Source organism: Neorhizobium phenanthreniclasticum, assembly GCF_040066075.1.
In the GTDB taxonomy this organism is placed as follows: Bacteria; Pseudomonadota; Alphaproteobacteria; order Rhizobiales; family Rhizobiaceae; genus Neorhizobium; species Neorhizobium petrolearium.
Genome location: NZ_JBEAAL010000007.1, coordinates 203641 through 225794, shown reverse-complemented (window position 1 = coordinate 225794; position 22154 = coordinate 203641). Strand labels below are relative to the sequence as shown.

General features: G+C 60.3%; 20 protein-coding genes. 10 read left to right on the top strand and 10 right to left on the bottom strand.

The annotated features are described in order from the left end of the window. Positions 1 to 27 precede the first annotated feature (27 nt). A complete protein-coding gene (locus ABK249_RS12765) occupies positions 28 to 798 on the bottom strand; it encodes an SDR family NAD(P)-dependent oxidoreductase (protein WP_348863091.1) in 771 nt (256 codons plus the stop codon). 170 nt (positions 799 to 968) lie between these two features. Between ABK249_RS12765 and ABK249_RS12760 the strand changes: the two genes are divergently transcribed. From ABK249_RS12760 to ABK249_RS12750, 3 genes are all read left to right on the top strand, one after another. Then, positions 969 to 1652, top strand: a complete 684-nt coding sequence (locus tag ABK249_RS12760; RefSeq protein WP_348863090.1) for an HAD-IA family hydrolase — start codon at positions 969 to 971, stop codon at positions 1650 to 1652. 222 nt (positions 1653 to 1874) lie between these two features. Further along, complete coding sequence (locus ABK249_RS12755; protein WP_348863089.1) at positions 1875 to 2543, top strand: class I SAM-dependent methyltransferase; 669 nt, start codon at positions 1875 to 1877, stop codon at positions 2541 to 2543. Between the two features lie 10 nt (positions 2544 to 2553). Then, positions 2554 to 3189, top strand: coding sequence for a TetR family transcriptional regulator (locus tag ABK249_RS12750; RefSeq protein WP_227702961.1), 636 nt, complete (start codon positions 2554 to 2556; stop codon positions 3187 to 3189). On the opposite strand, the gene ABK249_RS12745 is transcribed toward ABK249_RS12750, so the two are convergent. The 7 genes from ABK249_RS12745 to ABK249_RS12715 form a co-directional block, all read right to left on the bottom strand. Beyond that, a complete protein-coding gene (locus ABK249_RS12745; protein WP_348863088.1) occupies positions 3176 to 3613 on the bottom strand; it encodes a YqaA family protein in 438 nt (145 codons plus the stop codon). The genes ABK249_RS12750 and ABK249_RS12745 overlap by 14 nt on opposite strands. A 66-nt stretch (positions 3614 to 3679) precedes the next feature. Then, positions 3680 to 6220: a protein translocase subunit SecD gene (secD, locus tag ABK249_RS12740; protein WP_037147256.1), complete on the bottom strand. Its 2541-nt coding sequence runs from the start codon at positions 6218 to 6220 to the stop codon at positions 3680 to 3682. A gap of 88 nt (positions 6221 to 6308) precedes the next feature. Further along, on the bottom strand, positions 6309 to 6716 hold the full coding sequence (locus tag ABK249_RS12735; protein ID WP_348863086.1) for a hypothetical protein: 408 nt from the start codon (positions 6714 to 6716) through the stop codon (positions 6309 to 6311). 204 nt (positions 6717 to 6920) lie between these two features. Next, positions 6921 to 7421 (bottom strand): cupin domain-containing protein, encoded by a 501-nt coding sequence (locus ABK249_RS12730; RefSeq protein WP_348863083.1) that lies wholly within the window; start codon positions 7419 to 7421, stop codon positions 6921 to 6923. A 190-nt stretch (positions 7422 to 7611) separates the two neighbouring features. After that, complete coding sequence (locus ABK249_RS12725; RefSeq protein WP_348863081.1) at positions 7612 to 9864, bottom strand: xanthine dehydrogenase family protein molybdopterin-binding subunit; 2253 nt, start codon at positions 9862 to 9864, stop codon at positions 7612 to 7614. After that, on the bottom strand, positions 9864 to 10364 hold the full coding sequence (locus ABK249_RS12720) for a (2Fe-2S)-binding protein (protein WP_037147246.1): 501 nt from the start codon (positions 10362 to 10364) through the stop codon (positions 9864 to 9866). The genes ABK249_RS12725 and ABK249_RS12720 overlap by 1 nt, the downstream gene beginning before the upstream one ends. Then, positions 10361 to 11758, bottom strand: a complete 1398-nt coding sequence (locus ABK249_RS12715; RefSeq protein WP_348863078.1) for a c-type cytochrome — start codon at positions 11756 to 11758, stop codon at positions 10361 to 10363. The genes ABK249_RS12720 and ABK249_RS12715 overlap by 4 nt, the downstream gene beginning before the upstream one ends. 359 nt (positions 11759 to 12117) lie before the next feature. Here ABK249_RS12715 and ABK249_RS12710 point away from each other — a divergent pair, with 359 nt between their 5' ends. The 3 genes from ABK249_RS12710 (at position 12118) to ABK249_RS12700 (ending at position 13707) form a co-directional block, all read left to right on the top strand. Beyond that, the gene (locus ABK249_RS12710) at positions 12118 to 12480 is read left to right on the top strand and encodes a response regulator (protein ID WP_210056367.1); all 363 of its coding nucleotides are present in this window, start codon (positions 12118 to 12120) and stop codon (positions 12478 to 12480) included. Positions 12481 to 12645: 165 nt separating this feature from the next. Then, complete coding sequence (locus tag ABK249_RS12705; protein WP_348863076.1) at positions 12646 to 13137, top strand: heme-degrading domain-containing protein; 492 nt, start codon at positions 12646 to 12648, stop codon at positions 13135 to 13137. 12 nt (positions 13138 to 13149) lie between these two features. Next, a complete protein-coding gene (locus tag ABK249_RS12700; RefSeq protein ID WP_348863074.1) occupies positions 13150 to 13707 on the top strand; it encodes a DUF924 family protein in 558 nt (185 codons plus the stop codon). Positions 13708 to 13799: 92 nt separating this feature from the next. Here ABK249_RS12700 and ABK249_RS12695 read toward each other — a convergent pair whose 3' ends face one another. After that, entirely contained in the window at positions 13800 to 14051 is a 252-nt protein-coding gene (locus tag ABK249_RS12695; RefSeq protein WP_037147231.1) for a GlsB/YeaQ/YmgE family stress response membrane protein, read from the bottom strand. A gap of 155 nt (positions 14052 to 14206) precedes the next feature. On the opposite strand from ABK249_RS12695, the gene ABK249_RS12690 reads away from it, so the two are divergent. The 4 genes from ABK249_RS12690 (at position 14207) to ABK249_RS12675 (ending at position 20990) form a co-directional block, all read left to right on the top strand. After that, complete coding sequence (locus ABK249_RS12690; RefSeq protein ID WP_348863072.1) at positions 14207 to 16705, top strand: mechanosensitive ion channel domain-containing protein; 2499 nt, start codon at positions 14207 to 14209, stop codon at positions 16703 to 16705. Between the two features lie 142 nt (positions 16706 to 16847). Then, a complete protein-coding gene (locus ABK249_RS12685; RefSeq protein ID WP_348863071.1) occupies positions 16848 to 19361 on the top strand; it encodes a GcvT family protein in 2514 nt (837 codons plus the stop codon). 154 nt (positions 19362 to 19515) lie between these two features. Beyond that, a complete protein-coding gene (locus tag ABK249_RS12680; RefSeq protein WP_348863069.1) occupies positions 19516 to 20367 on the top strand; it encodes a response regulator in 852 nt (283 codons plus the stop codon). A gap of 14 nt (positions 20368 to 20381) precedes the next feature. Beyond that, positions 20382 to 20990 carry a GGDEF domain-containing protein gene (locus ABK249_RS12675; protein WP_348863068.1) on the top strand — a complete coding sequence of 203 codons (609 nt, stop codon included), beginning with the start codon at positions 20382 to 20384 and terminating at the stop codon, positions 20988 to 20990. Between the two features lie 18 nt (positions 20991 to 21008). On the opposite strand, the gene ABK249_RS12670 is transcribed toward ABK249_RS12675, so the two are convergent. Next, positions 21009 to 22037 carry a GlxA family transcriptional regulator gene (locus tag ABK249_RS12670; RefSeq protein ID WP_210056375.1) on the bottom strand — a complete coding sequence of 343 codons (1029 nt, stop codon included), beginning with the start codon at positions 22035 to 22037 and terminating at the stop codon, positions 21009 to 21011. Positions 22038 to 22154 lie beyond the last annotated feature (117 nt).

Sequence of the window (22154 nt, the reverse complement as noted above, 5' to 3'; positions counted from 1 at the left end):
CCCGCGCGGCAATTTCCTTTTCGCTGTTCAAAGCGCTCCGCCGTCGATGACGATCGTCTGGGCCGTCATGGCGGCGGAGGCGGTTGAGGCAAGGAACAGGCAGGGGCCGACAAGATCTTCCGCCACAAGCACCCGCTTCAAGCACTGGCGGGCAACCATTGCGGCAATATTCTCCTCCTTCAGCCAAAGCTCCTTCTGACGTTCCGTTACGATCATGCCGGGCAGGATCGCATTCACACGAATGTTTTCCGGTCCGAGCTTTCCCGCCAGGCTCTTGGTCAATCCGATGATGCCGGCCTTGGCGGTCGTGTAAGCGGGCATTTCACCCATATTGAGCAGGTAAGCGATCGAGGAGAAATTGACGATCGCGCCGCCGCCGGCTTTCCGCAGATGCGGGACGATGGCCTGCGAGACAAAGAACATCTGCTTCAGATTGATCGCCTGGCTATTGTCCCAATATTCCTCCGTTACGGCTTCCAGCTCATGCCGGTCGTCCCATCCGGCGTTGTTGACGAGCACGGACATCGATCCGAGCCTGCGTGCAGCCTCGTTCGCTGCAGCCTTGGCCTCTTCGATGTTGCGGAGATCGGCTTTCACGTAGAAAACCGGATGACGGGATTTCTCTGTCAGCCGCGCGGCGAGATTCCGGCTGACATCGTCGGCGATGTCGATGAAGGCCACCCGCGCCCCCTGAGTGGCAAAGCCTTCCACCAATGCCGCGCCGATGCCCGAGCCGCCGCCGGTGACCAGCACGCCACAATCGGCGAGATCCGGATGGGACACGGAAACCTGGGCCAAGACATCCTCCCTTGCGATCGACCTAGGAAGACAGTTCTACCGTGCTGAAAAGGGAAGGCAAGGACGGCGGCAATACTTGTTTCAATCGATTTGCATCTTCATATGGTAGAGCTGACACCAAAACCGATTCCGGCCATTTCTGCGCCGGATTGCCCCTGAAGGATCTGCCCTTGTCTTTTGCCGCCGCGCCGGAAATCAAGCTTCCCCAAAAGGCCTACGCTGCCTTCCTTTTCGACATGGACGGAACGATCCTGAATTCGCTTGCCGCGGCGGAACGGGTCTGGGGCCGCTGGGCGGCCGCCATGGGGCTCGATGTCGAAAGCTTTCTGCCGACCATGCATGGCAAGCGCGGCATCGACACGATCAGTGCGCTGAACCTGCCGGGCATCGATCCGGTCGCCGAGGCGGAATTCATCCTGCGCGGCGAGATCGAGGACGTGGAAGGCGTCGTGCCGATCCCGGGCGCGGTGGAGTTCCTTTCGGCCCTGCCGCCGGAGCGCTGGGCGATCGTTACATCCTCGCCGATCGAACTGGCGAAGCGCAGGCTCCGAGCGGCCGGCATTCCCGAACCGCGCCATATGGTGACAGCAGAGGATGTGACGGTCGGCAAGCCCAATCCACAAGGGTATATCCTCGGCTCCGAACGGCTCGGCGTAAACCCGTCAGAGGCTCTGGTCTTCGAGGACGTGCTTGCCGGCATCCGGGCAGGAGAGGCGGCCGGCGCCGATGTCATGGTCATCACCGCCACCCATAACCATGAGATCAAAACCGGGCATTGGAAGATTCCCGGTTATCTCGATGTGACAACACATATTGCTGATGATGGGCGGCTTTTGGTTCGCTTCAAGGGCTGATTGTTTCAGCCGGCAAGGCATCGGACTGCACTTTCTCGTGATAATATTGCACTTGATGCAAAAATTCACTAACTTCGTTTTGGCTGCGGCGTTACCTGGGTCATTCGGCGCGCAGCAAACTGTTTTTTCAGGACGGAGGTTCCTATGCCTTGGAATTGCCATGCGGGCTGTGAAGGTCGGCGGAATACGCGATCGCATCTTCATACCGGTGAGTCTCTGACCATGAGAGCAGACGTCGCATTCTCCGATTTCCTGCATTTCTTCCGTTCCTGGATCAGCAATCCCATGCGCGTTGCAGCCGTTGCACCTTCCGGTGACTCGCTCGCGCGGCTGATGACCCAGGAGATAGCGCCGCTCGACGGGCCGGTGATCGAGCTCGGGCCGGGGACTGGGGTCTTCACCCGCGCCCTGCTTGCGCGAGGCGTTGCCGAGTCCGATCTGACGCTGATCGAATACGGACCCGAATTCGTGCCTGGCCTGCAACGGCGGTTTCCGCAGGCAAGGGTGCTGCAGATGGATGCGGCAAAGCTCGCGCATGCTGATCTTTTCGATGGCGCAATAGCCGGGGCTATCGTCAGCGGGTTGCCGCTTCTTTCGATGTCGCCGCGCAAGGTGACGGCAATCCTCGGCGGCGCCTTCACCTATCTTCGTCCGGGCGGCGCCTTCTACCAGTTCACCTACGGACCACGCTGCCCCGTTCCGCGTCCGATCCTCGACCGGCTTGGCCTCAAGGCGACGCATATCGGCGCCACCGTGCGGAACCTGCCGCCGGCGAGCGTCTACAGGATCTCCCGCCGTAAGCCATTGGATCTCGCGCGTGAGCGTCCTCAATCTCATTCCGAGACGGTGATGCGTCCGGCCACGAATACCGATCCGGCGAGCGACGATTGAATCGGATGAAATGACGAAGGCGACGGGCAGAGAAACGGAAGGTAGACGCGAACGCAAACGCCGGCAGACCCGCGAGCGTATCGAACAGGCAGCAATCAGCCTGTTCCTGGAGCGCGGTTTCGAAGTCACGACAGTCGAGGACATCGCCGAACGCGCCGATGTCTCCAAGCGCAGCTTCTTCGATTATTTCCCCTCGAAGGAAGACGTTGTCTTTGCCTGGCAGGACGGGTTTGCGGAGCATCTGATGAGAGCAATCGCCTCCCGTCCGGTAGACGAACCGGTGGTCAAGGCCGTGCAGTACGGTTTGACAAGCGCCATCGTTTCGGCCGCCGACGAGAGAGCGCTCAGGCTTGGCGAATTGATCCGGCGCACGCCGGTGCTCAATGCCCGCGATCAGTTCAAATATGCCAAGCTCGAAGCGAAGCTTACGGAAGCTCTGAAAGCCCGCAGCCGCAGCGAAGAAGAGAGCGAGCGCCTGCGGCTTCTGGCAGCCGTGGTGATCGGCGCGCTGCGGGTGGCAAGCGAGCGGTGGGCCGCGCAGCCTCCAGGTGGCTCGTTGGAGACATTCGCGCATCGGTTCTTTGCCGACTTCTGGAAGACGCTCATCGACTTCGGCAGCGAAGGACTGCAGATCAGATCAGACTGAGCGTGGCTGCAGTCAGCACCAGATACCGTATGGACTTGCCGATGTAGACGAGGATCAGGAAGATCGGCAGGGGTTCTTTCAGAATGCCCGCCGCGACTGTGATCGCGTCGCCACCGATCGGCAGCCAGCTCAGAAGCAGCGACCATTTTCCATATTTCCGATACCAGGCCTGTGCCCGGTCGAGCTTTTCGGGAGTAACGGGAAACCAGCGCCTGTCTCGGAACTGCTCGACGCCGCGGCCGATGAACCAGTTGACCGCTGCTCCGAGCGTATTGCCCACCGAAGCCGCGAGAAACAATCCTGCGAGTGAATACCGGTCAGACAGGATCAAGCCGACAAGGATCGCTTCCGACTGCATCGGGAAGATGGTGGCGGCGACGAAAGCTGCGGAAAAAAGGCCGGCATAGGCGGCAAAATCGAACATGGGAGAGTTTCAATAAAAAGGGGGCGGATGGAGATCCGCCCCGTGCCATTTTCTGAGCCCGGCAGATCAGGCCTGCTTGGCGCGTTCGCCATCCTCGATAGCTGTTTCACCGGCAGCTTGGGCCTGCTGGGCCTTGCGGCGGGTGCGCCAGTCGCCGAGGAACAGCAGGATCGGAGCCGCGATGAAGACCGACGAGGAGGCCGCGACGACGATGCCGAATACCATCGGGATTGCGAAGCTCTCCACCGCGCTGCCACCCCAGATCGCCATAGGCAACATGGCGAGGAAGGCTGTCGCCGAGGTATACAGGCTTCGGGCAAGCGTTTCGTTGATGGATAGGTCGATCAGTTCGCGCAGCGGCATCTTCTTGTAGAGCCGCATGTTTTCGCGCATGCGGTCATAGACGACGACCTTATCGTTGACCGAGTAACCGACGAGTGTCAGCAGAGCCGCGATGGCGGTCAGGTTGAAGTCGAGACCGGTCAGCGCGAAGAAGCCGATCGTCTTCGTCACGTCCAAAACGAGGGTTGCGATTGCGCCGACGGCGAAGGGCCATTCGAACCGAGCCCAGATGTAGACCAGCATGGCGAGCGAGGCGAACACGACAGCCAGGACACCGGCTGTGGCGAGTTCGCCGCTCACCTTCGGTCCGACGACTTCGGTGCGCTCCACCTTGGCGGTGGGATCGATCTTGACCACTTCCGCCTTGAGTTTCTCGACGGCTTCGGTCTGCGCCTGTTCGCCGCCCGGCTGGCGCTCGACGCGGACGAGGACGCGGTTGTTGCTGCCGAATTCCTGCAGCGCAACCTCGCCGAGACCGAGTTCGTCGAGACCGGAGCGGAAGGCCGCCAGATCCGTCTGGTTCTGAGTCGTCACCTCAAGCTGGATACCGCCACGGAAGTCGACGCCGTAATTCAGGCCCGGCGTGATGAAGAGAATGATCGAGGCAATCGAGAGAAAGGCCGAGACGCCGATACCGACGAAGCGGCCCTTCATGAAGTGGATATGCGTGCCGTCCGGAACCAGTTTGATCGGCAGCAGCGGCTTGATGTCGATTTTCTTCAGCTTGCGGCGGGCGGCGATGAAGATCATCACGACACGGACGATGGAAACCGCCGTGAACATCGAGATCATGATGCCGAGGCCCATGGTGACCGCGAAGCCGCGCACCGGACCGGAGCCGAACCAGAAGAGAAGGACGGTTGCGATCAGGCTCGTGACGTTACTGTCGACGATGGTCGAATAGGCGCGCTTGAAGCCCGCGTCGATCGCCGCAAACGCGCTGCGGCCCTTGCGGGTCTCTTCCTTGATGCGTTCGTTGATGAGGACGTTGGCGTCCACCGCAAGACCGATGCCGAGCACGATACCGGCGATACCGGGAAGCGTGAGCGTCGAACCGATCAATGTCAGGCCCGCGAAGGTGAGAATGACGTTGATGAAGAGCGCGACATTGGCGAGGATGCCCCATGTTCCGTAGAGGAACAGCATGAAGGCGACGACGAGGCCGAAGCCGATGAGGCCGGTGAAGATGCCCATTTCGATGGCGTCGGAACCCAGGTCGGCGCCGACCGTGCGCTCTTCGATGACGGTGAGCTTGGCCGGAAGGGCGCCGGCCCGCAACAGAGCTGCGAGCGTATTGGCTTCCTCGACCGTAAATCCGCCCGAAATTTGGCCGGAACCACCGGTGATCGGCGTGCGGATGACTGGCGCGCTCAGCACCTTGTTGTCGAGCACGATCGCGAAGGGGCGGCCGACATTCTGCTGCGTGATCTGGGCGAAGCGGTTGGCGCCTGCCGAATCGAAGCGGAAATTGACGACCGGTTCGTTGGTCTGCTGGTCGAAGGCGGCGCGGGCGTCCGTCAGGCGGTCGCCGGAGAGCTCGACGCGGTCGAGGACCGGATATTGATTGCCTTCCTCATCGGCAAGCATGGTGACCCCAGATTCGCCTTGCTGACCAAGCAGATGGAAGCTCATCTTGGCGGTCGAGCCGAGAAGCTGGCGAAGGCGCGACGGATCCTGCTCACCTGGAAGCTGGACGAGGACGCGGTCGGAGCCGACGCGCTGGATCGTCGGTTCGGCAACACCCACCTGGTCGACGCGCTGTCGGATGATCTCGAGGCTCTGGTCGACGGCGGCGCTGATATGGGAATTGATGCCGGCCTCCGTCTGCGCAATCGAGATCGTGTTGTCGGAGGGCGTGGTGATTGAAAGGTCGCTGCCGCCAACGGTCGTCCCGAGGCCGACGGGGTTGGCAAGCGTCTGCAACTCGGTCACCGCTGCATCGCGCTGGGCGGGGTCGCGGAGCGCGACCGTGATCGTGTCACCTGAACGTCGGATCGCCGAGGTGTTGATGTTCTTGTCGCGCAGCACACGGCGGGCATCCTGCAACAGGCTCTGGACGCGTTCGTTGATCAAGTCGGCGCGATCGACTTCCAGGACCAGATGCGAGCCGCCACGCAGATCGAGGCCGAGCGAAACACGGCTATGCGGCAGCCACGAAGGGAGGCGGTCGAGCGTGGACTGCGGAATGACATTCGGCAGCGCCACCAGAACGCCGATCAAGATGATGAGCGCATAGCTCGCCACCAACCATGGGGAATTTCTCATGTTCTTAATCCTGCTAGGCCCGTGTCACGCTTCCAGGCGGTGAGGGGCGAGAACGCTCATGTCGTAAATGCGCCGAGGCGCGATATCCTCAGGCGCGGACAGGCGGCGCGCGCGGTAGAGATCCCGGCCAAAATGCAAAAGCGGCCGGATCGGACGAGGGATTTGGCGTGATAGCCGAAGCATGGAACGGGAATGTTATTTCTGCGGAACCCGGGACGAGCGCACCGTCGGCGCTCGTCGACTGGGCGCTGGTTCCCTCTTTCCGGTCTGTCGCGACAAGCGACCTGAGCGGCTCCCGCTTGGAAAGATGCGGAGCATCGGTACCCTTGTCGGCGGACTGGATGCCGCGCGGAAATTGCGCGTCCTTGACAACACCCGAAAGCAGACCGAAGAGCGCGGCGATCAGAAGCGCCGCGGCAAAGACCGGCCAGCGCGACAGGAGCCTATCCTCATCACGTCCGCGTTTCATCCGCTTGTCCGGCGGGAACAGCGCCATCCGTATCAACTCCGGAGCGTTCTAAGATCCCGAAGCGCCTGCTTCGGAACGGAATGCCGCCTTCTAAAGGACAGCCTCGAAGCGGTCAATCTCCAGTAAGGCTTCGGTAAACCAGGATTGCGGCGGCATTAGCAATGCTCACAGCATCTCGGGTCGGAAATCTGCGCTCTCTTCGAGCGGATACATCCCGCTAACGTAACGTTGCTATTTGTGAATGGGGTCCTTCCACAGAACCTCCTCCGGCTTTTCGACCGGCTCGATGTCCAGGTTTACGACGACCGGCTCCTGACCCGAGCGCATCAGAACGCATTCGAGCGTTTCATCTCGGCTGGCGTTGATCTCCTGATGGGGCACGTAGGGCGGAACGTAGATGAAATCGCCCGGGCCGGCTTCGGCAACATATTCGAGATTGTCGCCCCAGCGCATGCGAGCCTTGCCCTTTAGGACATAGATGATGCTTTCGAGATCACCATGATGATGAGCCCCGGTCTTGGCGTTGGCATGGATCGTCACTGTGCCGGCCCAGATCTTCTCCGCGCCTGTGCGCGCCTTGTTGATCGCCGTCGCCCGATTCATGCCGGGCGTCTGAGCCGTGTTCGGATCGAGCGAATTGCCGGGGATGACCTTCACGCCATTCTCGCGCCAGTCGACGTGGGAATGGTCGTCATGACCGTGCTGATGATGATCGTCGTGATCGTGGCTCAAGGCTTGCTCTCAGTGACTGGGACGAGGCTCACCAACTCTCGCGAGAAGGGGGTCCGCGAGCCCCTGACCGGCGTCATGCCGGCTGGGAGCCCACGTAGCTTTGCTTCGGGAACATGTTCAATGGGAACGCGACAAAAGTCAAAGACTTGGTGACGAAAAGCTGACCTCGCCGCCTCAATTCAGCACATCGTCAGGCTCCGATCGCGGCCTTTAACCGCTCCCGCGTCAACGGCAGGTCGAAGAGCCGCTTGCCGGTTGCGTTGCGGATCGCATTCGCGACCGCAGCGGAGGTCGGACCCTGGGCGGCTTCCCCGGTTCCCAGGAACGGCGCTCCGGGCCGATCGATGACATGCACTTCGACGCTATCCGGCACGCTTGCGAAGCGCATGATCGGATAGTTCGACCAGTCGGTGCTGGTGATACGCGTCCGGTCGAAGGTGACCGCCTCGTAAAGCGTCCAGCTGATCGACTGCAGGATGCCGCCTTCCGTCTGGTTCCTGATGCCATCCGGATTGACCGCCTGGCCGCTGTCGATCGCCGAGACCGCGCGGATGACCCGGACGCGTCCAGTTTCCGGCTCAACGCTGAGTTCCAATGCGATCGCCAGATAGGCCGCATGGTTCTTGTAGCGTGCGAAGGCAAAGCCCACGCCGTGGTCGCGAGGCACTTCGCTCTTGCCCCAGCCGAACTTGTCGGCGGCCAGCTTCACGACGTCGGCAGCGCGATTGTCTGTCAGGTGCCTCAGCCGGAATTCGACCGGATCGGCCTTTGCCGCGATCGCCAGCTCATCGATGGTGCTCTCGATCGAAAAGACGTTCGGTTGGGCGCCAAGACCGCGCAACGCCGAAACGCGAAGCGGCATCTCAGGCAGGAAATGCCAGAGGATCCTCCGGTTCTGGATGGCATAGAGCGGGTCGGCATTGCGGTCGCCATTGCCGCTGGGACTGATCGAGAGCTTCGGTGGTTTGAGCGGCGTTGGATTGCTCTTGGTCCGGCCGGCCAGAAGCGAACCGGCATCACCCGGACGCGTGCTGTGCGAATTGCTCCACAGGTCGTAGGTCCAGTTGTCGATCTTGCCGTCCGGCCCGACCGAAGCCCTGATCTTGGTCACCATGCCGGGACCATAGGGCTCCCAGGCGTGCTCCTGCTCGCGCATCCATTGAACGCGGATCGGACGGCCCTGTATTTTGCTGGCGATCAGTGCCGCGTCGGCTGCGGCATCGTCGGCTCCGTTATGGCCGTAGCAGCCGGAGCCCTCCATGTGGATGACCCGCACCTTGTCTTCGGGAAGCCCAAGCATCTGGGCGATCGCCTCGCGATCCGGGAAGACACCCTGCGTATGCGACCAGACGTCCATCGTGCCGTCGTCCTTCATAAGGGCAATGCCGCAGGAGGGACCAATCGAGCCATGCATGATATAGGGACGGGTGAAGGTCGCCTCGAAGGTCGGGCCGTTCGGGAAGGAGGGTGTCCCGGACTCCGCAACTGTTCCGACATCACCCTCCAGCGCAACGAGCTCGGACGGAAGGGTAGCCTGATCCGGCAGGTTGGCCGGCTCATCCCACTGTGCCTCCGTCTGAAGCGCACGCATGGCCTTGATCGCCTGGTATTCCTTTTCGGCGACGACAGCGAGGAAATTGCCATCGCGGACCACGGAGATCACCCCCGGCATCGCCTCGACTGCTCCGGCATCCAGGCTCTTCAGCGTGGCGCTGTAGCTCGGTGGACGCACGACGCGGGCATGCACCATGCCGTCCAGCTTCAAATCCTGTACATAGGCAACGCCGCCCGTCACCTTGCCCGGAATGTCGAGGCGCTGCAGGTCGCGGCCGATGACGCTGAACTGGTCCGGTGACTTCAACCTGGATTGCGGCTGTGCTTCCACATGCAAAAACTGGTTCGCGACCAGCGCACCGTAGCCGATCGCGCGGCCATCCGGCGCGACGATGGTTTTCCCTTCCGCCTTGAGCTGTTCAGCCGGTAGGTTCCATTGTGTTGCCGCCTGGGCGATCAGCAGCTCTCGCACCTGTGCGGAAGCGTTGCGGATCGCCGTCCCACTGTTCTGCATGGACTGGCTGCCGGCAGTGAACCCTTCGTCCGGGGTCTGCGCGGTATCCGGGCCAATGAGGGTGATGTCTTTCGGTTCCACGTTGAGCTCTTCGGCAGCCACCTGGATCAGCGGCGCACGGATGCCCTGGCCGAGTTCGGCCTTGCCGGTGAAAACAGTGATCGCTCCATCAGCGTCGATACGGATCCAGCTATCGAGAAACCGGTTGGTATTCAGACTACCCGGAAGTGCCGGCGGCTTGGCCGGGGCAGGGGCAGCCGGCTGCTGTGCCGGCTCTTGCGCGAGCGCATTGGCAACCGAGAAGCTGACGACGAGGGCGCCGGTGCCCGCAAGCAGGCCGCGGCGGGTGATTTCGGCCTTGTTGAACGTATCCATCAGCCGGCACTCCTGTTCGTGGCAGCCGGAAGAGCTGCTTCTTCCATCAGTTCGCTGGCCCGCCTGATGGCGGCCATGATGCGCATATGAGTGCCGCAACGACAGAGATTGGTGCGCAGAGCGGAGCGGATGTCATCGTCGCTCGGCTTCGGGTTCTGCTTCAGAAGTGCGGCCGCACTCATCATCATACCGGCAATGCAGTAGCCGCATTGTGCCGACTGTTTTTCGATGAAGGCTCGCTGAATCGGGCCGGGATTGTCGATCGTGCCGAGTCCTTCCACTGTGGTGATCTCGCGTCCCTCGGCGACCAATAGCGGGGTGACGCAGGAAAGTGCCGCCTTGCCGTCGATCATGACGGTACAGGCGCCGCACTGCCCGAGCCCGCAGCCATATTTCGCTGCATTCAGTTCGAGATCATTGCGCAGCACGTAAAGGAGCGGCGTGTCCGGCTCCGCATCAACCTGATGCTTCTGTCCATTAACGTTGACTGTAATGGTCATTTCTGCTCCTTGGCGCCGACATTCTTTGGCGCTCTTTCAATCCCGTCGGAGGGCAGTACGGTGACTGGATGCTCGCCGGAGCGGGTTTTTGCAACGAGATCGGTCAGGCCGGACCATGCCGGCTGATCGGAGAAACGTTCGCGCAGATAACCGACGAGATCGGCAACCTGCTGGTCGTTAAGCGTATTGCCGAAGGCCGGCATGATAGCGCTCAGCTGGCCATCCGCCGGTGGCAGGCCGAACAGCGTCACGTTGATAATATTCTGCGGATTCGCCGAATTGACGGCCGTGCTGAGCGTGAAATGCAGACCGCCGAAGGGCTGGGCCCTGCCGCTCTCATGACAAGTTGCGCAGGCCGCGCCGTAGATTGCGGCTCCCGGATGTCCGGCGAGATCGGCGGACGCCTTGTTTTCGTCGAGCGAGGCAGTCGTAATGTCGGCGCCCCCCTTGCCGAAACTCCGGAGCAATTGCTCGCCCCTCTCTTTGCGCTCCGGCGACGGCTCGCCCATGACGGAAGCGATATAGGTCGCAATGGCACGTATATCACTGTCGGGCAGGAGGCCGAGATTGCCGGTGACCTCCGCCATCGGGCCACGCGAAACGCCATGCAGCTCATGCCAGCCGTTGCGCAGGTAGAAGGCGATGCTGTCGACCGTCCATGGAACGGGCGATTTGGAATCGGCGTTGATCGCATAGGCCTGCCAGCCTTCCGCTTCTCCGCCTGCGAAATGATGATTTCTGTCTTCGGCCCCGAATGCGTTTCGGGGCGTATGACAGGCCCCGCAGTGCCCGAGTCCTTCGGCGAGATAGCGGCCGCGGTTCCATTCCTCGCTTTGCGATGGATCCGGCTGCATCACGCCTTCCCGGAAGAAGAGCATATTCCAGCCGACGAGCAGCGGACGGAATTGAAGCGGAAACTTCAGGTCGTTTTCCGGTGCGCTTGCCTTCACCGGCTTGCGGGTCATCAGGAAGGCGTAAAGCGCCTTGTTGTCCTCGTCCGTCACCCAGGTGAAATGGTCATAGGGAAAGGCGGGATATAGATGATTGCCTTGTCGATCGACACCTTCGCGCATGGCGCGGACGAAGGCCGCTTCGCTCCAGCGGCCGATCCCGGTCTCCGGATCCGGCGTGATGTTGGTGGAATAAAGCGTACCGAACGGCGTGGGGATCGGAAGTCCGCCCGCAAATGCCTCCTGACCGGGCTTGGTATGGCAGGCGATACAGTTTCCGACTGCGGCAAGCTGTGCGCCTTTGGTGACGAGATCGGGAGGATACGGTGTGCTTGCCGCCCTATCATCCGGAGGAATTTCCGACCGCCATCCGATCATAAGAAATCCGACGGCGGCAATCACCGCCACCGTCAATAGTAATGAAATTGCACGAAGGAATCGCATGCTGAAGCCTCGGGTTGGCCGCCGTATGACAGTCAGACAGTATTGAGTTCCTTTTCTTGATCAAAAGCAAGTTTTTTTGGCGCAAATTTGAAATCCTGCCCACGCAAACGGCACTGGCGGATCAGCATGTTGTCCCAGCGGAAAATTACACTTTATCGAACACCATTATCCATCATTCAATCCCGACAAGACACCGAAGCCGCAACCTTGATGTCTCAAGCAGTCTTTTTTACGGGCAGTCCTAGTGCTTGCCGTCCATCGGCATCTCACTTATATGGCGCTCGGAGCGCACGCCGAAGCGTGTCCAGGGGCCCTGGCACTTCCGGATTTCGCCGGGCCTGGATCTTAAGGAGACCCCCATGCCGCAGAGAGCTGTTGTCCTCATCGTCGAGGACGAGCCGCTGATCCGCTTCACCACGCTCGACGCATTGGAGGACGTCGGCCACACGGTGTTGGAAGCCGGCAATGCCGACGAGGCAATGGTGCTTTTCCGCAACCGCGCCGACATCAATATCGTCTTCACCGACGTCGATATGGCCGGCTCCATGGACGGCATTCAGCTTGCGCGACGCGTCCGTGCCATTCGTCCAAGTGTCGGCATCATCATCACGTCGGGCGTGGTCAACCTTGATCCGATGCTATTGCCGGCCAATACGCTCTTCCTGCCGAAACCCTACCAGCACGAAAAGCTGCTTTCCTCGATACACGAACTCATGCCTTGACGCCCTGAGATCCGGCGGTCAGCGGGGATCGGCTTCGCTGTCTACGAACCAGGCGCCTTCTTCATCGTGCGGAAACCTGCCCCCGCGGAAGAGGCGGCAGAACTTTACTTTCCGCCGCTTTGGCGGCATCAATGCCCCCGCTGCCGCAAGCGGAGGACGACGGATATGGCCATCGAAGAGGATATCGCGAAGATCGCCGAACAGGAGAGGGCACTCGTCTTCGACCGCTTTGACCTTTCCACCGCCTGGGACCTTGGATCGCTTCTTCGCCATATGGCAACGGAACGGGGGCTGGGTATTGCAATCGACGTGCGGCTGCATTCCATGCCGGCCTTTTATGCAGCGCTACCGGGATCCACGGCGGACAATGAGGGCTGGGTTCTCCGCAAACGCAACCTTGTGCTTCGTTTCTTCCAGTCGAGCTATGCGATCGGCCGGAAGCTGGCACAGCAAGAGGCAACCCTCCAAGAGAAATTCGGATTATCTTCCACCGACTATGCTGCCCATGGCGGCAGCTTTCCGATCACGGTCGCCGGCGTCGGCTGCGTGGGCGCGGTGACGGTTTCCGGTTTGCCGCAGCGAGAGGACCACAATCTGGTCGTCGAGGCGCTTGCCCGCATGCTCGGCAAGGATATTTCCCTGCTTCGCCTCGACTGAGGAGATCGCTCCATGGCAAAGACGAACATCAAGACGCCCGAGGAAGTATTCTCGTTCTGGTTCAAGGAACTGACCCGCAAGGACTGGTTTGAGAAGAACGAGGCGCTGGACGAAGCCATGCGCAGGCATTTCGCGCCCACGCATCTCTCGCTCGCCCGCGGTGACTTCGACCTGTGGCGGGCCTCGCCGCAGAGCCGGCTTGCCGCCGTCATCGCGCTCGACCAGTTTTCGCGCAACATCTACAGGGGCACGCCGCTTGCCTTTGCGACCGATTGGCTGGCGCTGAGGGAGGCGAAGCTAGCCATCGAAATCGGCGCCGACATGGCGGTGCCGCCGGAGCAGCGGGGTTTCTTCTATCTGCCCTTCGAGCATGCCGAGAATCTTGCCGAACAGGATCGTTCGGTCGAACTGTTCACGCTGCTCGGGGATGAGGAATACCTGGATTACGCCGAACGTCACCGGTCGGTGATCCGTGAGTTCGGCCGTTTCCCGCACCGCAATTCGCTCCTGGGGCGGGAATCCACCGCCGCCGAGCTCGAATATCTTTCCAAGCCCGGCGCCGGTTTCTGATGTCAGCAGGCTAAATGAGGATGACTTTCAGGCCCGATGGTATGAAATACAATACCTGATCTATTTCGAACGATAGATTTGGAATCGGGATACTAGCGTCGTACTGCCCGCCCGACCGCAATCAGGATGCAGGCGCCTACGAAACCGGCAATCAGATATCCGATCCAACCACCGAGCACGACTCCGAAAACGCCAAGGATGGCATTGGCGATAATAGCACCGACGATGCCGAGAAGGACGTTCATGAGGATGCCCATATTGCTCTTCATGAACTGTTCTGCGAGCCAGCCCGCAATGCCGCCGATGATGATGGCCGCGATCCAGCCTACCCCTGCACCTTCCATATTTTACCCTCCTGTTTGATATTGGCAAAAGGTAACGCACGGAAATGTTCCAGGTTCCATGTGATTGTTCCAATTCCAGGTGCGGGAAAGGCGGGCTTCCTTTTCTTCGCCGCGAAGTCCCTCTATTTTCGCGGCACGAATCTGATCGAAAGACAATGAGTACCGATTTGGCACCTTCCACGACCGGACCTTCGACAATCGGATGCGCGGCCCGCGCGATTGTCACAATTCTGCTGCTCACGATCATCGCGTCGGCGCTGTGTCTACCGTCGTCTGCCGGCGCGCAAATGCTACAGCAGCCTCAGCCACAAATTGAGTCGGCTGTCACGATCGACTCGATCAATGCGGACATGAAGGCCAAGATCGAAGCGATACGCCGGCAGCTCGATACCTTCCGCAGCCGTGTGCAGGAAGATTCCAGCGACGACGCGCGCCTGGCGGAGCTCAGGGTTCAGGCTGAAAAGATCGTTGAAGAGATGAATGTCATTTCCGACGCGATGCGGACGCGGATCGAGCAGATCCAGTCGCGTCTCGCGAGCCTGGGGGACCCGCCGGCCTCTGGCCAGGCTTCAGAGGCACCGGCTGTCACGGAAGAACGTGGCCGGCTGCTCAACGAGCGTTCGGAACTCAACATCATCGTCGACGATGCCGGCACCCTGTCGAACGGCGCGACCCAGCTTGCCAACTCGATCACCAATCTGCGTCGCACGCTATTTGCCCAAACGCTGTTCCGCCACACCGAATTATCGGGCGAATTGTTCGCGGATGCCGGATCGGCATTCGTCGCCGAGGTTCGGAATTTCGGTTCCACCTTCGGAAGCTGGATCAGCTTCGTCTGGAAATACAAGAAGCTGCAATTGCTCGGCGCCATCGCGTTATCGCTCGGCGCGGGCATGCTCTTTCTCTCCGGCGGGTATCGAATATTCGGTCGCTTCATCCGCCGCGACGGGCAGGAGGCGCCATCCTATATCCGACGCCTGTCCGTCGCCTTCTGGTCTACCGTCATTCAGACGATATCGCTTGCGTCCTTCCTCGTCGCATCCTTCCTGTTCCTAGACGGCTTCAATGTGCTTCGGCCGGACGTCTCACCGATCATTGCTACTTTCTTCGGATTCGTCTGGTTCGTCTATTTCGTCTCGAAGCTCACCTATGGCGTTCTGGCTCCCGGAGAGCCGCAATGGCGGTTGGTGCGTCTCACCAATCGCGGCGCACGACGGCTGACGATAGCGGTGCTCGCCATGGCGATCGTCAACGGGCTCGACTATCTGCTCGGCGCGATCAGCGAGGCGCTCAATTCGCCGCTTGTGCTCACCATCGTCAAGAGCCTGCTTGCCTCGGTCATCGTCGGTCTGATGCTGATTGCAATTTCCTTCGTCAAGCCGCGGCTCGTCGAGGGAGAGGACCCGGACGGGCCGGGGCATGATTGGCCACGTTTCTTTCCTCTACTGCTCCGGCTGATGGGCGGTTTGCTCATTCTTTCGGTTTTGACCGGCTACATAGGGCTCGCGCGTTTCGCCTCGACCCAGATCGTGCTGACCGGCGCCGTCATCGTCCTCATCTATATCGGACTTCTTTCCGGCAAGGCGATCTCGAAGCAGGGCTCGTTTACTGCGACGGCCGCAGGGCGCAGGCTTGCCGAACGCTTCCACTTCAACGAAGTGGCTCTCGATCAGGCGGGACTCGTCGCGGGGCTCGGCGTCTATGCCTTCGCTCTGTTCTTGGGGATCCCGCTGATCCTGCTTACGTGGGGGTTCCAGATTGCCGATATCGAAGCCTGGATATTCAGCTTCTTCACCGAAATCCGCGTCGGCAATATTTCGATCTCGATCGTCGGCATCCTGGGCGGCCTGCTGCTTTTCGGCGTTGGCTTCGTCGTCACGCGCTGGGTGCAGAGATGGATCGACGGCAATGTGCTGGCCCGCAGCCAGGTCGATCTCGGCGTTCGCAATTCGGTGAGGACCGGCATCGGTTATCTCGGTGTCGGGCTTGCGGTCATCATCGGCGTCTCGGCTGCCGGTATCGACCTGTCGAGCTTCGCGCTCGTCGCCTCGGCGCTCTCAGTCGGCATCGGTTTCGGTCTGCAGAACATCGTGTCGAACTTCGTATCCGGCCTGATCCTGCTTGTGGAAAGACCGTTCAAGGTCGGTGATTTTGTCGTCACCGGAACGACCGAAGGCATTGTGAAGCGCATTTCCGTACGCGCCACCGAGATCGAGACTTTCCGCCAACAGGCGATCATCGTTCCCAACTCGGATCTGATCAATGCTCCGGTCGGTAACTGGACGCTCAAGAACCGCATACAGCGTTCCGAGATCCCGGTGTCTGTAAGTTACGACAGCGATCCGGAACAGGTGATCGCGATACTGCTGGAGATCGTCGACGATATTCCCGAAGTCTTGAAGAACCCCGGTCCCCACGTGGATTTCATGGCTTTCGGCGGCTCCTCGCTCGATTTCGAGCTCCGGTTCCATCTTGCCGACATGTCGGATGGCATTCGTATCCGAAATTCCGTGCGCACCAACATCTTGAAACGGTTCCGCGCCGAGGGGATCGAGATACCTTATCCCCGCCAGGATGTCACAATCCTTGCGCGACCAAAGAATGGTCCCAAGCCCGTTTCACCAGAGGAAATAGATGACGGTGGCGGTATCTGACAGGGCTTCAAACCTGGCATCGACCGATCGTCGCGAGCTGGATGTCGCAATGTCGTAATCAGGCGTTTGGGCCGCCGGCTGGAATTGCATAGTCCCCGAAAATATCGTGAAGGCCGGACGAGGCCGAAAAGGGGTTCATTCCATGAAGACACATGCACGGGCGGTGGTGATCGGCGGCGGCGTGGTCGGCGTTTCGACGCTCTACCATCTGGCGAGAAAGGGCTGGAGCGACGCGGTCCTGATCGAGCGAAAGGAGTTGACCTCCGGTTCGACCTGGCATGCCGCCGGGCTCCTGCCGCTCTTCAACCTGTCCTATTCGGTCGGCCAGCTCCATAAATATTCGGTGCGCTTCTACCAGGAACTCCAGCAGGAAACCGGCATGAATGTCGGTTTCGCGAATGTGAGCAACATCCGTCTCGCCCGTACCAAGGACCGCTGGGACGAGTACATGTATTACGCCGGCATCGCCGAGACGATCGGCGTCAAAGTCAACATCCTGACGCCGGACGAGGTCAAGGAGATCTGGCCGCTCTGCGAAACCGACGGCATCCTCGGCGCGATCCAGCATCCGGGCGACGGTTATATCCAGCCGGCCGATCTCACGCAGGCGCTTGCCAAGGGCGCGCGCGACCGCGGCGCCACCATCTATCGCAATACGACCGTCACGGCGATCGAACAGCAATCCGATGGCCTGTGGAAGGTGACGACCGACAAGGGCGAAATCACCGCCGAGCACGTCATCTCCTGTACCGGCAATTTCGCCCGCAAGACGGGCGAGATGGTGGGCATCAACATTCCCGTCATACCCGTCGAGCACCAGTATATCGTTACCGAACCCCATCCGGCGATCCAGGAGCGCAAGGCCAAGGGCCTGCCGGAAATGGGGGTCCTGCGCGAATCGGATTCCTCCTGGTATATGCGCGAGGAGAATGGCGGCCTGCTGCTTGGCCCCTATGAAGTCGGCGCGCCGGTCTGCTACGTCAACGGCCCGTCCGATGACAGCGAATACGAGCTCTTCCAGGAGGATCTCGATCGGCTGATGCCCTATATCGAAACCGCGATCGCGCGTGTTCCGGCTTTTGCAGAGGTCGGCATCAAGAAGGTTTATAACGGTGCGATCGCCTATACGCCGGACGGCTCGCCGATTGTCGGTCCGGCACCCGGACTGAAAAATTTCTGGCTCAACGAAGGCCACTCCTTCGGCATCACGGCGGCCGGCGGCGCTGGCTGGCAGCTTGCCGAATGGATCGTCGACGGCGAGCCGACCGTCGACATGATGGGCGTCGACCCGCGCCGCTTCGGGCCTTACGCCACCGAAGGCTACCTCATCGAGAAGAACGAGGAGGCCTATGCCAACGTCTTCACGATGCACTATCCCGATGAGGAGCGTGCCGCAGCGCGTCCCTTGAAAACCACGCCGGTCTACGACCGTCTCAAGAAACTCGGTGCCGTTTTCGGTTCCGTCTATGGTTGGGAGCGTGCCAACTGGTTTGCACCGGAAGGCTACCAGGTATCGAAGGAGGAACTCGGAGTCGGCGCCGACGTCATCACCAGCCACAACCATGCGCCGCCGCTGGACGATGGAAGGATCGTCGAAAAATGGTCCTTCCATCGTTCGAACTATTTCGATCACGTCGGCAACGAGATTAAAAACGTACATGAGAAGGTCGGCGTGCTCGACATGTCGGCCTTCGCGAAGATGGAGGTCTCAGGCCCCGGAGCGCGTGTATGGCTCGACGCGATCCTGGCCAATGCGATCCCGAAGAAACGCGGCCGTATCGCGCTTTGCCATCTGCTCACGAGGGATGGCGGCGTTCGATCGGAGTTTACCGTTTATGAATGGGCGCCGGATCGTTTCTATCTCGTTTCCGCCGGCGCCTATGAGGCGCATGACCACGATTACCTGCGCAAACTCGCGCCGAGCGATGGTTCCGTCCGCCTGCAGCAGATCACCCAGAAGTTCGGCGTGCTGGTGCTTGCCGGCCCGAAATCCCGCGATGTGCTGAAGAAACTCACCCGCACCAGCCTGGACAACAGGGATTTCCCATGGCTTTCGGGCAGGGAGATCTCCGTCGGGGCGGCCTCGGCCCATGCGTTGCGCGTCAACTTCGTCGGCGAGCTAGGCTGGGAACTGCATCATCCAATCGAGATGCAGAACTACATTTTCGACAAGCTGATGGAGGCGGGCGCCGAATTCGGCATCAAGCCCTTCGGCATCCGCGCCATGCTCTCCATGTCAGTCGAAAAATCCTACAGGCTCATCCCGCGCGAAATGTCGATCGAGTACAATGCCTACGAATCCGGCCTCGACCGCTTCATCAAGACGGACAAGGATTTTCTCGGCAAGCAAGGCCTGCTTTCTTACAGGGAGAGGGGGCTCAGGTGGAATTTCTGCACGCTTGCGGTCGAGGGCGCCAACGACGTGGATGCCCGTGGTTCCGAGGCGATCTACGACGAGACAGGCGAGCTCATCGGCCGCGCCACCAACGGTGCCTACGGCTGGCGCGTCGGCAAGTCGCTGGCGCTTGCCATGGTGAAGCCCGGCTATGCGGTGGCCGGCACGAAGCTGAAAATCAAGATCCTCCGCACGCTCTATAATGCAAGCGTCATCCCGGAAAGCCCGTTCGATCCGGAGAACGAGGCGCTCAGGGCCTGATGGCGGCTAAAAGTAATAGACCATTGACTTTAAAGGGCGGTCTCCGGGCCGCCCTTGTCTTTTCGAGATCGGAGCGGTGCTCGGATTAACGGTTCTGCAAACCGTTCACAGTACGAATGTTCTCAGAGGGGCAGTATTTATCGATAGGGGCGTCATGACATTCCTCGGCATTTCCGGGATGCAATATTCCGGCCAATCACTGGCAAATTCCCGCATCCTGCTTGCGGAGGATTCCAACGTCTTTACCTCGATGATCGGTACCCGGCTGAAGGAATTGTTCGGCATCGAGGTCGAGGTCTGCCGCAATTTCGAAGAGCTGCAGCTTGCCTATGACCGCTCCACCGAGCCGGTGACGCTGGCGATCTCGAACATCAATCTGCCGGGTGCTGAAAACGGCGAGGCGCTGGAATACCTGATCGATCTGTCGATCCCGACCATTGTCTTCACCGGAACGTTCCACGAAGCGACCCGCGACAAGCTGCTGTCCAAGGAAATCGTCGACTACATCTTGAAGGACAATGTCTTTGCGGTCGAAATGCTGGCGGAATCGGTCTGCCGCTTCCTCACCAACCATCGCCACCATGTGCTGATCGTCGACGACAGCCCGACGGCCCGGGCGTTGCTGTCGAGCCGCCTGAAACGCTACAATTTCCGGGTCAGCGTCGCCGAAAGCGGCGCCAAGGCGCTCGAAATCCTCAAGAAAAATCCGGATATCGGTCTCGTCGTCACCGACTACAACATGCCGGATATCGACGGTTTCGAACTCACCCGCCGGATCCGCTCTGTGCGCGGTTCGCATGAACTCAGGATCATCGGCGTTTCGTCTTCCTCCAACCGGCTGCTTTCGGCCCGCTTCCTGAAGGCAGGAGGTAACGATTTCATGCTGCGGCCCTTCATCGACGAGGAATTCTACTGCCGCGTCAACCAGAACCTGGACACGCTGGTCCAGATCCGGTCGATGCAGGCCAAGCTCAAGGAGCCGGCGGCAGTCAAAAGCGTAGCCTGACCCCAAGGATTTGCATGCCCTATTATCAAAGCCATCACATCCGGGAAACGGAGCATCTGACCTATGGTCGGGCTGCGCCATCTCGGGCGCAATCGGAAGCGACGGAGCCGGCTACCGATCCCTTGACCGGACTTCCGACCCTGAAGGAGTTTTATCGCCTCGGTCGGCCTCTGGTCGAGGCGTGCCTGTCGCAAGAGGTTCCCTGCGCGGTCGCCATTGTCGATATCGATCATTTCCGACGGCTGAACGAGACCTGCTGCGAGGAAACCGTCAGCCAGGTGCTGAGGGCGATTGCCGCGAAGATCGAGGCTGCCTGTCAGGGCAGCCGGCATCTGCATGCTCGCCTGGACGACGAGGAGTTCGGCCTGTTCCTGATCGGTCTCGACGGCGCCGCTGCCATGGATTTCTGCGAGAAGCTACGACTGGGGATCGCTTCCAAGCGGTTCGTGGCCGGAGACAGCGATTTCTCTGTCACCGTTTCAATCGGCCTGGCGAAAGTCTGTGGCCCGGAGATATTTGACAACTATCTCAATGCCGCCGAGCAGTTCCTGTTTATGGCCAAGAGCCATGGCCGCAACCAGGTCTTTTCGGAGTTTACGGTTGTATTGCAGGCCGCGAGCTAACCGGCCGATCCCGATTGCTCAGACCACGACGCCGGTGCGTGACGTATTCGTATTGAGCTTGCGTTCGGCACGCTCCTGTTGCGGCGAGCGATTATAGACCTCGCGATAGCATTTCGAGAAATGCGAAGCGGAGACGAAACCGCAGGCGACCGCCACTTCCACGACCGGCATCGAGGATTGAACCAGCAGGTGCCGGGCGCGATCGAGCCGAATTTCGAGATAGTAGCGCGCCGGAGACCGGCCCATCTCCTGGCGGAAGAGGCGTTCGATCTGGCGACGGGAGAGGCCCGCATCGTCGGCGATCTCCACCAGCGACAACGGCTCGGAGAGATTGTTCTCCATCAGTTCGATGATCGACAGCACTTTGGCATTCTGCACGCCCAGTCGGGCACGCAGGGGAAGCCGTTGGCGGTCATGCGGATTGCGCACCCGATCAGTCAATTGCTGCTCGCAGACCCGGTTGACGAGGTTCTCGCCGAAATCCTGGCCGATCAGGTTCAGCATCATGTCGAGCGATGCCGTGCCGCCGGCGCAGGTATAGAGATTCGAATCGACCTCGTACAGGTCTGCATAGACCTCGGCCTGCGGGAAGGCCTCGGCAAAACCGGGGAGATTTTCCCAATGAATGGCGCACCGCTTGCCGTTCAGGAGGCCGGCCTGTGCAAGCACGTGAGCGCCGGTGCAGAGGCTGCCGACCGCAATGCCGCGGTTGTAAGTTTCCCGGAGCCAGGCGTTCACCGACTTGTTGCGGAATTCTTCGACATAAATACCGGAACAGACGATAACCATGTTCGGACGGTTTTCGCCGGAAAGGTAGCGCCGTTCGTCGGTGAGCGACGAATTCACTTCGAGGCCGATGCCGCTCGATGAATAGACTTTTTCACCATCGACCGAACAGAGCCGCCAAGTATAGGCGGAATAACCAAGCATGCGATTGGCAATACGAAGAGTTTCTACGGCCGCCGAAAACGGCAGCATCGTGAAGTGCGGTACGAGAAAGAAGACGAGGGAACGCTTCTTCATCGGGCTTTTGCTCGTCAGATCCATGCTCTCATTCCCCTGTCAATGGCCGTACTTTGCGGCCCGCTTATACTTTAAAAGCGACATTGACACGGAAAAATAAGGCGGAGAAGGGCTTTTGACGACAGGCCGATGATATTTTTG